Raw genomic sequence first — 11920 nt, 5'->3', positions numbered from 1 at the left:
CGACCTGACGGTTTCCCCTTCATCCAGACCCTGGTGCGTCCCCCGCGCCAGGGTCTTCGTGCATCAAGAGATCGGGCCCGTGGCTTCAGATTTCCGGAAGGTGCAGCCAGAGCGCAACCGCGCTGAGGACCATGTTTACCGCCGGGGCGGCGAGGATGAGGCCCATGATCCGCCGCAAAAGGTGCGCCCCGTTGGGGCCGATGACTCGCCGCACCCTCTAGCCCAGGAGAAGGACACAGAGCAGAGCGGCAAGAACCGCCGCCAGGGCGTCCATCGTCACCACCTGCTGGACCGGTGAGTAGCGGCTGTTGTCCATCAGCAGGACCATTATGAGCATGGAGCCGGCCCTGCGATGATCGGCGTGGCGAGGGGATGGATCGCCACCGCGGTCGCATTCTCCTCCGGGCCGGCCTCGCTCCGCGCCGTGTTGGCGCCGAGGAGGAGGGGCAGGTGCCCGAACGGGTCGAGCACGGCCCAGAGCGTCACGATCTGGGTGAAGAGCCGGTCGTCCTCAAGCAAGGTGAGGGTCCCGGGCTGATGGCGTTCCGGCTGGGTAGCATGCCCCTCCCAGTCTCAGGAGGCGGGAATCCCCTCATCGCCAAGGTCCGCAGGCACGGCGGCATGCGTCGGCGCCAGGCGCCGCAGATAGGCTTCCACCTCGTCCCAGGCTTCCGCCGACGCGGATAGGCCCACATAGCCGTCCGGCCGCACGACCAGGAGGCGGCCGGCCACGGGCGGCCTGCGCGGCCGCGGCTCCAGCAGGGCCGGGAAGCGCGCCGCCAGGGCCGCCCCGCGCGCGGTGTCAGCCGCGTAAAGCACGAAGCGCGGCACGGCCCCGGCGCCCGGGGGCGGGCCGTCGTAATCGGCGGGCGCCAGCCGCACCCCGGCATGCCGCCCGGCCGAAAGGGGGCTCTCGGGGTAGGCGATCTCGACCTCGCTCATGGTCAGGGCCATACGCTTTCTCACGGCGTGGAAGCCGAGCATGAAGTGGAGGGCCAGGTTCCTGGCCACGATCGCGGCCGGGTGGGCCAGCGTCGCCATATCCGTCAGCCTTGCGGCGTTCCGCAGCACGGTCTCCCCAACGGCGCCCCGCTCCGGCGAGTAGCTGTCGAGCAGGGCGGGAGCCGCCGCACCCTGGGCCACCATCGCCAGCTTCCAGGCGAGGTTGATGGCGTCCTGCATCCCCGTGTTCATGCCCTGGCCTCCGGCCGGGCTGTGGATGTGCGCGGCGTCGCCGGCGAGGAAGACGCGGCCCTGCCGGTAGTCCCGCGCCTTGCGACCGTTGATGCGGAAGCTGGCGAGCCAGACCGGGTCCAGGGCCCGGATCTCCCCGCCCGCCCGCTGTCCCAGCAGGGCCTGGACCTCCTCGATCGTCGGGGCGGGCCTCGGGTGGCCGGGGCTGGACTCGCCGACGGCCGCGATCATGCGGGCGCGGCCACCCGCCATGGGGAAGATCGCGAGCGGCCCATCCCTGTGCAGGTAGGTCGTGATCTCGTCCGTGGGCGGCCTTGCCTCCCCCTCCAGGCGCACATCCGCCAGGATCCAGTCGTCGCGCTGCGCGGTGCCCTCGAATTCGGCGCCCAGCCCGTGGCGCACCGCGCTGTGGGCGCCGTCGCAGCCGAGCAGCCAGGGTGTCTCCACCGTCTCCTCGCGCCCGCCGGCATGGGCGAGCCGCGCCGTAACCCCTTCGGCGGAGGCGGTGAAGGACACCAGCTCCACCTCCCGCTCAACCGAAACACCGAAGGAGCGGAGGTGCGCGCCCAGCAGGCGCTCCGTGTCGCTCTGCGGGACCATCAGCGCGAAGTTGTAGGCGCTGGCGATGTCACATAACTCGGTGCGGCCCAGGACAGCCTCGCCGCTGCGGATGGTGGCGGCATGGACACGGTGCCCGATCTCCAGGAAGGCGTCCGCGCAGCCCGCCCGCTCCAACAGTTCCAGCGTCCGGCTCCAGATGACGATCGCGCGGGACGTCTCGGCCGGGTGCGGGCTACGGTCGATGATGCGGACGGGAAGGCCGTAGCGGGCCAGCTCGGCGGCCATTGTCAGGCCGACCGGCCCAGCACCGACGATGAGGATAGGCGACATCAGGGAGCGTCCTTCGCTGGGTACCTGGTCAGCAGGAAGGGGAGCTCCCCCTTCCTGCCCTGCTCATCAGAACCGATAGGCGACGCGGGCGAGGCCGGTGTGGGAGGTATAGCCGTCGCCCACCTCGGCGCTGTACTGGACGCGCAGGTCCCAGTTCGACGTGTTGAGAAGTTCGGCGCCGAGGGTGAACTTGCCCAGCACGTTCGGGATGGGCGTGCTGGCCCGGAAGCCCCGGCTGGCCGGCTGGCCCGCGAGGCGGGCGGTGGCCGCCCAGTCCCCGTTCGCGCTCAGCTCGATGCCGGCGCTGGCGAAGGGCCGCAGTACCATCCCCTCGCCCAGCCGCACGCGCCCGCCCACCTCCACGGCCGGGACCGCGGTGAAGGTCGTCGCGCCCTGGGATGCGACGGCGAGGTTGAAGGGCCCAGCACCGCTCTCCGTGTAGCCGCCGCTCCGCACGTAGTTCAGGTGCAGGTCCACCCGCGGCTGCACATACCAGCCGCCCGCCTCGCCCCCGAGCGGCACCTGATAGGCCAGCCGGGTGTGGGCGCCCACATGCCAGGCGTCCGGCTTGCCCCGGGCCGTGCCCGTGAAGCTCCCCGCCTGCACCGATCGCTGGCTCTCGTACCAGCCATAGCCGGCGTCGATGGCACCCGAGACCTGCCAGGGGCCGGCCTGGTAGCGCAGCAGGCCGCCGACCAGCACGCTGTCGCCGCTGACCTTGGAGGAGCCCGCATCGCCGCGGAATACGCTGCTCTGGTAGGCGATGGAGCCGCCCATGAACCAGCCCGGCGCGATCTGCACCTGCCCGCCCGTCTGCATTGTCCAGGACGTCGCCTTGTAGCCGAGCGCGCTGCTGGTGCTGTCCTGGGCCGCCGTGCTGCCGAAGGCGCGCGCCCAGCCGCAGCTCGCCTCGTCCTGGTTGATGCCCGCGCCCCCGAAGGTGGCGCAGTCGTTCAGCATGTTGGTGCTGAAGTCCCGGCTGCTGGCGAAGCGCGAGGCCGAGATGGCCCCGACCGTCTGGCCGGAGAGGCTGTTCAGGGCTGCCCCGTAGCCCGCCCCGTCCCGGACCCCGGCGAGGGCCGTGAAGCCCGCGTCCATGCTGGCGCCGCCGTTCCACAGCTCCTGCAGGTGGGAGGCGACGGCCCGCTGGTTGGCGCCGAGCCCGGCAGCCTGGCCCGTGAACTCCGCCCGGGGCTGGATCAGGAGGCTGTTGCCGGCCTGCTGGGGGTCGAAGGCGAAGAGGTGCGTGCGTGTTGTGGTCAGCGACGGATCGAGCGTCACGCCACCCGTGGCGGTCAGCACCGTCACGGCACGGTTCGCCACCGAGGAGGGATTCACCTCAACCGTGCCGCCGAGCCGAACCGACCCCTGCACGTCCAGCCGGTCCGAGGCGCCCGTCCGGTGGTCCGTGTCCACCACCAGGCGGCCCGCACCCGTCTGCACCAGCGTGCCCGTCATCGCGATCGTGCCGACCGTGCCAGTGCCAAAGGGGTTGAGCGTGCCGTTGTTGGTCAGTGTGCCCGCACCGAGGTTCATGATCGGGCCCGCGTTGATCGTGCCGCTGTTCATGATGTTGCCGCCGCCGTTGGCGCCGCCATTACCCAGGTTGATGCTGCCGGTGATCGTGACAGGAGAGAGGTTGTTGCCAGGCTGGTTGTAGATGTTTGTCCAGCCGCCGGTGCTGTAGATGGCGGTACCGAGGGTGCCGGTGCCGCCGAGTGAGGTAATCGTGCCCTCGTTGTTGATGTTGTTCGCGGCTGGCGATGTCTGCGCGGTAGAGCCGCCGACGATGTAGATCGCGGCGCCGTAGCCGTCATTCGGGTTGAAGTTGGTCCCTCCCTGAACGACTCCGCCGGGAAGGACGTTGACGTGCACGGCGCCGCCGCCGGTCGGGTTCGTCGCGCTCGCCCGGCCCACGCTCTCGGCGTAGATGCCGGCCGAGGCCGAGCCGTTCGCCAGCACCTGGCCGCCGACGTCGATCGTCACGGAGTCGGCGGTGCCCACTCCGCCCGCCGTTCCGTTATTGGCGCCAAAGCCGCTGCTCGTCACCCGCCCGCCGCCGCCGCCGATGCTTTGTGCCAGGATCACGGGCGTGTTCCCGGCATTGGTGGTCAGCGTTGCGGTGGTGCCGACCTGGACCAGCACCGTCCCACCGTTGCCGATATGGCCGGGGGCAAGCTGGAAGCCCGAGCGCTGGGCGGTCATTCCGGTGTCGCCGGCCAGCCCGCCGCCACCGCCGATGCTCTGCGCCAGGATGGCCACCGCACCTCGGCCATAGGTGGTGATGTTGCCGGAGGAACCCGCCGCGCCGGAGGCCTGCCCGATGGTGACGGAGATCGGCCCGCCGCTTCCTATCATAGCTCCGATGCCGAAGGGGTTGGCGGCGTTGTTCGGCGTGCCGCCGAGCACAACGCCGCCGCCACCACCGATGCTCTGCGCCAGGATGCCGTAGGCGTTGCTCCCGAACCTCGTTCCATCCGAGGCGACGGACCCTGTGGTGATGGTGCCGGTATGCGTGACGTTCACCGCGCCCGCGGTGCCGGGCTGGGCCTCCTTGCTCGGATCCGTGGAGCAGACGGTACCGCAGCTGTTTCCTCCGAAGGTGAGGTTGATGCCGTAGCTGCCGCCGGTCGCCACCGCCTCGCCGCCATTGTTGTCGGAGGTGTCGCTGGAGCGGGTCCGGAGGATGCCGCCGCCGCCGACGATGCTCTGCGCCAGAATGCCGATGGCGTCGTGGCTGCGCGTGGTGATCGCGCCCGAATTGTTGACGGTGACGGTGCCCGCGGTGCCCCCGCCGCCGCCGTCAGCGCCGATCGCGATGGGCAGGCTCAGCACCGAGGTGTTGTCGGCGTTGTTGCCCTGGACCTTCGCGGCCGAGGTCCCGGCGATGCCGCCGCCGCCCGCGATGCTCTGCGCCACGATGCCAAGCGATTGCGCGCCGATGGTGGTGACGCTGCCGGCATTGTCCACCTCCACATTGCCCGCATCGCCGCCGCCGCCGCCACGCCCACCCACGCTGATCGGGACGTTGCCCTGCTTGTCACCCTCATTGACCCGGGCGCTGGTGATCGAGGAGACGGCCGCGCCACCCCGGCCACCGCCGCCGCCGATGCTCTGCGCCATGATGCCGTCCGACATCGCCCCCACGGTGCCGATCGAGCCGCCGGCGCTGTTGGTGACCAGCACGCCGCCCGCGCTTCCGCCCGCGCCGCCCCGCCCGCCCACATTCACATGGACGGTGATGGAGGTGGAGGAGCTGTCGTCGCCGCTGTCGCCGCCGGACTTGCCGAGATTCTCCAGGTCGTCGGCGTCGCCCGCGGGGTCGTCGCCCAGCCGGCGCGTGGCGGTGACGCCGCTCAGCGCCTGGTTGGACACGCCGATCAGCCCGGACATGGAGTTGTACTGGTTCACCGGCCCCTCGCCGCCCTCCCGGAAGGCGTTGTTCAGGGTGGTCGTGGCGGCGTTGACGTTGCCGCTGGACCCGTTGCCGCCATCGCGGGTGTTGGTGTTGTTGCCGAGCGTGCTGGCAGACTTGCCGCCGAGCCCGCCGCCGCCGCCGATGCTCTGCGCGACGATGCCCGGCGCGTCGGCGCCGAATGTCACCAGCGTACCGCTGTTGGTGACCGTCACGGCGCTGGCGTTGTTGGGCTGCGTCGTGCTTCCGCCCACCGCGCCGTTGCCGCCGACGCCGACCGAGGCGGTGAAGCTGCCATTGCTGGTGCCCGCCGCGCCGCCGCCACGCCCGCCACCGCCGCCAACCGCCTGGGCCAGAATGCCCATGGCGCCGTCGCCAAGGGTCAGCAGGGCACCGGTGTTGGTGACGGTGACCGGGCCGGCATTCCCGCCGCCGCCCCCGGTGCCGCCGAGCGCGACGGTGGAGGAGATGGTTGTGTTGTCGCCGGAGCTCTTGGCCTGCGCATCGCCCGTTCCGCCATTGCCGCCACCGCCGCCGATGCTCTGCGCCAGCACGGCGTCCGACGCTTCGCCCCGGGTGAAGATCATGCCGTTGTTGGTGAGGGTCACGGTGCCGCCCGCGCCGCCGCTGCCGCCCCTGCCGCCGATCGCGGTGGAGCTGGAAATGTTGACTGGCGAGTCGCTGCCGCCCTTGGCGGAGGAACTCGCGGATGCATCACCGCCCGATCCGCCACCGCCGCCGATGCTCTGCCCTGCTAGGCCGATGGACCCGCCACCGGCCGTGGCGATCAGGCCGGTATTCTGCAGGGTGACGCTGCTGCCATTGCCACCCGCTCCGCCGGAGCCGCCGATGGCGACCCCGACCGAGATGGTCGGGATCGGGATCTCGTCGGTCGGCACCGCGTAGGTCGTCGCCGAGGCGCCGGACAGCCCGCCCGTGCCGCCGCCGCCGCCGAGGCTCTGGCCGAGGATGCCGTGCGAGTTCGCGCCGGTCGTCAGAACCCGGCCCGTGCTGGTGGGGAAGGTCGCCCCCGTGGTCGGGTCGCTGACGGTAAGGCCAACCGCGCCACCCTGGCCGCCGCCGCCGCCATTGCCCCCCAGCGACACCGCGGCGCCGACCGCGGCCGAGCTGGTGCCGGAATAGGCCGAGCCGCCATTGCCGCCGCCGCCGCCGATGGACTGCAGCACCATGCCGGAGGAGTGCAGGCCGGAGGTCGTGATGTCGCCGGTGATCGCGGCCTGCACCTTGCCGCCGTCGCCGCCGCCGGCACCGGAGCCGCCAATGACGATGTTGATCGGCGCAACGGCCGAACTGGAGGCGTTGCCGCCATTGCCGCCGCCGCCGCCGATGCTCTGCGCCAGGATACCGGTGGAGCGCTCGCCGGAGGTCGTGATGGGGCTGGTGCCGTCGGCACTGGTAGATTTCTCGATGGCGATGTCGCGGCCATGGCCCGCGCCGGCGCCGTCGCCGCCAACGGCGAGCCACCCGTTCGAGTTGCCGCCATTGCCGCCGCCACCGCCGATGCTCTGCAAGAGGATGCCGGGGGAGTTGGTCCCTGTCGTGGTGATAGAGGAAACCGCGGCGCCGACGAACCCGACGGAACCGCCGCTGCCGCCCGTGCCGCCGTTGCCGCCGCTGGCGCCCCAACCACCGCCCTGGCCGCCCGTGCCGCCGGCGCCTCCGAAGGACTGCGCGAGGACACCCGGGGAGTCCGCGCTGGCGGTGCTGACGCGTCCCCAGTTCTCCACATACACGCTGCCGGCGTCGGCGCCCGTGCCCGCGGTGCCGCCGTTGCCGTCGCTGCCGCCGTGGCCCTTGCCCGAGCCGCCCTGCCCCCCCTGGCCGCCGAAGGACTGGGCGGTGATGGCGGCGCCGGTGCCCGTGCTGCTCGCCGAACCGCCGGGTGCGAGGACAACGGACACGGGGCCGCCCGTGCCGCCGTTGCCACCGTTGCCGCCCTGGTCGCCTACCTCGCCGTAAGCCGTGCCGCCGTCACCGCCGTTGCCGCCCTGGGAGAGCGCGAGGATGCCGCCCTGGGTGCCGCTGACGCTTCCCCCGAACACGACGCTCACACCGCCGCTGCCGCCGCCGCCGCTGCCGGCATCGCCGCCATCGTTGTTGGAGCCGCTTGCGTTGCCGCTGGTCCCCTCGCCACCCGCGCCGCCCGTGGCGCTGGCAAGGAGCCCCACCGATAGCTGAATCCCGGTATTCGGTACCCACGTCTGCGCCGCGCTTGGATTGTTGAGCTGCCCGACCATTGGGGCGTCCCGCGTGCCTGCCACGACGGTGCCGGCCGTCCCGCCGTCGCCGGCGGTGTGCACGGTCCCTTGGTGGCCGCTGTAGCCGGCCATGCCGCCGGCGCCGCCATCGGCCTGGATCACGGTGATCGCCCCGGTCGAGGTGCCGGGCTGCACCGTGACGGTGAGGGTGTTGCCGTCGCCTCCCCTGCCGCCGTCCGCACCTGAATGATCGGTGCCCGTGTTGGTCCAACCTGTTCCGCCCGCGCCGCCGGTGGTCTGGATCACGATCTCTTCGGCCGGGTAGGCGATGCCGGGGATGTTGACGTTCGCTGCCCCGACCTGGGTGCCGGGGATGCCGGGATTCTGGTTGTCCGGGGCCGCGGGCGGCTGCACCACGTAGTAGCAGGCATATCCTTCAAAGGCGGCGCAGTCGTCGGCCCTGGCTGCGCCACCCACCGATGCGGAGAGCAGAACGAGCGGTGCCGCCATGGCGGCCGCCAGTATCGCCGTGCCCGAGCAGGAGGCGAGTAGCTTGCCTCGGGACGAGGCGAATGGCGCGACCTGCCGGGGTGCTCCGGGGCACGGCGAGGGCCCGCGTGCCGCTGCGGTGGTGGCGGGCGCGGACTTCGTTTGAGGGATAACCTTGCGAGTGGAAGAGTGCACGGCACGGGGTTCCTGGCTGGATGCGGAACCTCGTATCGCCGCTCGCGCTGCCGGATGTCCTGAGGAGCCTCCCAAAGATTGCCGATCACCTTCCGACGCTTCGTCCAGGGTTTTTTCGGATTAGAGCGCGCTATTGATTCGCGCCTTTGGTGTCGAGGGCACCGGCTCCTACGGCGCAGGCCTGTCCCGGTTTCTGAACGAGCACGGCCTTCCCATTCTTGAGGTGAACCAGCCCAGCCTCAGCACCGGTGGTAGAAGGGTAAGAACGACATGGTCGATGCCAAGGGTGCTACTCGCAGCGTCATGGCGGGCCAGGTCCATCTCAAGGTGGCCCGCGACGCCGCCAAGGAACGGAGCGAAGCGATGGTGGCACTTAAGGCCATCATCGTCAGCGTGCCCTCGACGCCATGTGAGGAACTCGACCACCTGACCGGCAGGATGACGCTGCTCCGCCAGCTCGCCGCCCTGCGTCCCGGGCGACCGGTATAGGAGCCTCAGCGCCACCGAGAAGTGAAATCCGAGCCTCGAAAGGAAGGCGCTGTAACAAGGTTCGGCTGGTTTCGGAGTTTTATCGTATTATGATCGTGTACCGTTCCGGAAGGACGACACGATGGCACCGCGTGAGGGCTCTGGGGCCTACCACTTCGACGCGTTCTGCCTGGACCCCGTGCGCGGTGCCCTCCTAGGCCCGGACGGGGCCGAGCTGCGCCTCCGTCCTAAGCCCTTTGCGCTGCTCCGGCACATGCTGGACAACCCTGGCCGCCTCCTGGGCCGGGACGAACTCATGGAGACGCTGTGGCCGGGCGTGGTGGTCACGGACGACTCCCTGACCCAGTGCATCAGCGATCTGCGCCGTGCCTTTGGCGACCGGGCGGCCCACGTGCTGCGGACGCTTCCCAAGCGGGGCTACATGCTGGTTGCCGAGCTGCGTCGGGATGAACCGTCGCACATCGAAGTTCTTCCCGAGGCACGCCTGGATGAGGTGTCGATCGCCCCTGTCCTGCCCGACGAGGCCCGGCGCTGGGAACCGCCTCTGCTGGTCCACCGCTTCACCACGCCGGATGGGGATCAGGCTTGCTCCCGGCTGGCCGACGCGCTGGCCACCGATTTTGTTGCAGCCTTCGTCCGCCTTCCCGGGCTGCGGGTCATGCCTGCGAGTGATGCTGCCCGCACGGAAGGATACCGCATTCAGGGAGAGGTGCGCGCCGCTGGCGATGGGTTCCGGATCACGGTGCGGCTGGAGGATGCTGCGAACGGAACCGCGCTCTGGACGGAGCGGCTGGACCAGCCGCGCGACGCCGCATACGGCCTGCCCGAGGCGACGCTGGCGACACTGGCGGCCTACCTGGACCGGCAGGTGGAACGGCACAGCCTGGCCGTAGCCCGCAAGAAGCCTGTCTCCGCGCTGACGACGCGCGAGCTGTGCCTGGTCGGCCGGGATCATCACGAGCGCAACACCGAGGCGGACACGCTCGTGGCGAAGGAGATGTTCGCCCGCGCGATCGCGGCCGATCCGGACTACGCGCCGGCCTATGCGTGGCAGGCCTACACGGTGCATCGCGCCATCACCCACAGCTGGGGCAGCCCGGGCGGCCAGGAGGCGCGGGATGAGGCGCTCCGGCTCGCCCGGCGGGCCGTGCAGCTGCAGCCGGATTCCCCTCTCTGCCTGTCGCGCCTCGCCTTCGCCCTCGTCCTGCACCAACGGTGGGAGGAGGCGCTCACGGCGGCACGCTCGGCGCTGACATGCGAAACCCTCGCCCTGGCGGCGACCCGCAATACCTGCTGCGAGGTCCTGGCGGCAGCGGGCCACGCGGCGGAATCTGAGGAGGTCGCGCGGGGAACCCTCGTGCTCAACCCGTTCGCCCCGCCAACCGTGCATACGCTGCTCGGCCGGGCCCTGTTGCTGACGGGCAGGCCGGAAGAGGCCCTGGTGCCGCTACGCCTCTGCGCCTCCCGCCTTCCGGACTTCGCCGCAACCTACGAACTCCTTGTGGTCGCGGGAGTTGAGACCGGACGGCTGGAGGAGGCCCGGGCGGCCCGGCGCGAGTTGCTTCGCCTCAGGCCTGACTGGGAGCCTCGTAATCACAAGGGTATGTGGTTCTTCCGGCGCTCGGAGGACCTGGAGCGGTTCCAGGCGGCGCACCGCCAACTGGACCTGTATGTCGCCTCCATCGACAGCGGGGCAGGCGAACCCACGCCGGTTCCGGCCGTCGGGGAAGACAGGCCCTGCGCGGCTGCATCCCTTCCGTCCCTCCCCGTGCGGAATGTGGAGGTCGAGCGACAGGAAGCACTCGTGGTGCATCCCTTGCAAGTTGCCGCCGGTGATGCCGCCTCGATGCTCGCGGCCACTATGCTGGGAACGGAGCTGACCGCCGCACTCGTCTGCTACGAGGATCTGCGCGTCCTTGCCATGCCAGAGGAGCGGATGACGCACGGCTTTGCGCTTATGGGCGACGTGCACGCCTCCAACGGAAACCTGTTCGTCCGTCTCCGCCTCGAGGATCTTGCAGATGGGGCCTCCGTCTGGAGCCAGCGGATAGAGTGGCCGTTGGAGCAGCAGGGCGACGTGCCGGCCGCCTCCATTGCGACGCTCGCGGCTGCCATTAACCTCCAGGTCGGGCGTAGAAGCCTCCGCCGGGCGCGCCAAAAGCCTGTCGAACAGCTGACTGCCCGTGAGCTCACCCTGCTCGGGCGGGAGGTCTACAACCGCAGCACCCCGGCTGAGACCAGGGCGTCGCGCGACCTGTTCGCCCGGGCGTCGGCGGTCGACCCTGACTACGCGTCCGCTCGCGCCTGGCACGTCTTCGCAATCGCGCGCCCCATCGTGCAAGGGTGGCCTGATGGGAAGGACCGCGAGGGACTGCAAGAGGCCGTGCGCCTGGCGCGCCTTGCCGCCGAGTTGGAGCCGGACTCCCCGCTCAGCCTCGCGGCGCTCTCCTTGTGCCTCGCCTTGCAGGAGCACTGGGGCGAGGCTGTCGCCTCTGCTCGCCTCGCTCTCAGAACCGACCGGGTGGCCGACGACGCCGTGCGCATGACGGGTGGAGCCGTCCTGGCGGCGGCAGGCTTTCCTGAGGAGGCGGAGGTCGGTCTTCGGCAGATGATTGCCTGGGATCCGCATTGTCCTCCGGTCGTGCACGCGGTGCTCGGGCGCGCGCTGCTCCTGCGCGGGCAGGCCGAGGAGGCGCTGGCCGAGCTCCGCCTCTGCGCCGCCCGCCTGCCGGACTACGAACTCTGCCTCAGGACCATGGTGGTCGCAGCGATGGAGGCGGGCCAGATCGACGTGGCGCGCGAGGCGCTGCGCGAGGTCGCCCGGCTACGCCCCGGTTGGGTGAACGGCACGGAGCCAATCTTCTGGTTCATGCGGAAGCCCGAAGACCGGAACCGCCACCAGAAGGCCTTCGAGATGGCGGTACGGCTTGAGGCCACGGCCAGGGCGGGTGGCCTGCTGGATGCTTGCACCTCCACGTCCTAGGCCGGCAGCCGCCCAGGGCGGCTCGCCCGTTCAGGCTTCGTCGTT

General features: G+C 70.9%; 7 protein-coding genes. 3 read left to right on the top strand and 4 right to left on the bottom strand.

Features of this window, described 5'->3' with window-relative positions; translation table 11 throughout:
* Nucleotides 1-85 precede the first annotated feature (85 nt).
* From J8J14_RS25760 to J8J14_RS13655, 4 genes are all read right to left on the bottom strand, one after another.
* Nucleotides 86-166: a hypothetical protein gene (locus J8J14_RS25760; protein WP_408896044.1), complete on the bottom strand. Its 81-nt coding sequence runs from the start codon at nt 164-166 to the stop codon at nt 86-88.
* Between the two features lie 161 nt (nt 167-327).
* On the bottom strand, nt 328-519 hold the full coding sequence (locus tag J8J14_RS13665) for a hypothetical protein (RefSeq protein ID WP_209380087.1): 192 nt from the start codon (nt 517-519) through the stop codon (nt 328-330).
* 54 nt (nt 520-573) lie between these two features.
* Nucleotides 574-2085 carry an FAD-dependent monooxygenase gene (locus J8J14_RS13660; protein WP_245215765.1) on the bottom strand — a complete coding sequence of 504 codons (1512 nt, stop codon included), beginning with the start codon at nt 2083-2085 and terminating at the stop codon, nt 574-576.
* Nucleotides 2086-2151: 66 nt separating this feature from the next.
* On the bottom strand, nt 2152-8229 hold the full coding sequence (locus J8J14_RS13655) for an autotransporter outer membrane beta-barrel domain-containing protein (protein WP_209380086.1): 6078 nt from the start codon (nt 8227-8229) through the stop codon (nt 2152-2154).
* Between J8J14_RS13655 and J8J14_RS13650 the strand changes: the two genes are divergently transcribed.
* From J8J14_RS13650 to J8J14_RS13640, 3 genes are all read left to right on the top strand, one after another.
* Entirely contained in the window at nt 8228-8374 is a 147-nt protein-coding gene (locus J8J14_RS13650) for a hypothetical protein (protein ID WP_209380085.1), read from the top strand. The genes J8J14_RS13655 and J8J14_RS13650 overlap by 2 nt on opposite strands.
* Before the next feature lie 299 nt (nt 8375-8673).
* Nucleotides 8674-8892, top strand: a complete 219-nt coding sequence (locus J8J14_RS13645; protein ID WP_209380084.1) for a hypothetical protein — start codon at nt 8674-8676, stop codon at nt 8890-8892.
* Nucleotides 8893-9013: 121 nt separating this feature from the next.
* On the top strand, nt 9014-11875 hold the full coding sequence (locus tag J8J14_RS13640) for a winged helix-turn-helix domain-containing protein (protein ID WP_209380083.1): 2862 nt from the start codon (nt 9014-9016) through the stop codon (nt 11873-11875).
* The last annotated feature ends 45 nt before the right edge of the window (nt 11876-11920 follow it).

It is taken from the genome of Pararoseomonas baculiformis, from assembly GCF_017813395.1.
Classification (GTDB): domain Bacteria; phylum Pseudomonadota; class Alphaproteobacteria; order Acetobacterales; family Acetobacteraceae; genus Roseomonas; species Roseomonas baculiformis.
This window is presented reverse-complemented; position numbering and strand designations above follow the sequence as displayed.

Coding starts and splice junctions, on each gene's coding strand:
- J8J14_RS25760 (WP_408896044.1), bottom strand. CDS start 166: ATGGGCCTCATCCTCGCCGCCCCGGCGGTAAACATGGTCCTCAGCGCG.
- J8J14_RS13660 (WP_245215765.1), bottom strand. CDS start 2,085: ATGTCGCCTATCCTCATCGTCGGTGCTGGGCCGGTCGGCCTGACAATG.
- J8J14_RS13650 (WP_209380085.1), top strand. CDS start 8,228: ATGGCGGCCGCCAGTATCGCCGTGCCCGAGCAGGAGGCGAGTAGCTTG.
- J8J14_RS13655 (WP_209380086.1), bottom strand. CDS start 8,229: ATGGCGGCACCGCTCGTTCTGCTCTCCGCATCGGTGGGTGGCGCAGCC.
- J8J14_RS13645 (WP_209380084.1), top strand. CDS start 8,674: ATGGTCGATGCCAAGGGTGCTACTCGCAGCGTCATGGCGGGCCAGGTC.
- J8J14_RS13640 (WP_209380083.1), top strand. CDS start 9,014: ATGGCACCGCGTGAGGGCTCTGGGGCCTACCACTTCGACGCGTTCTGC.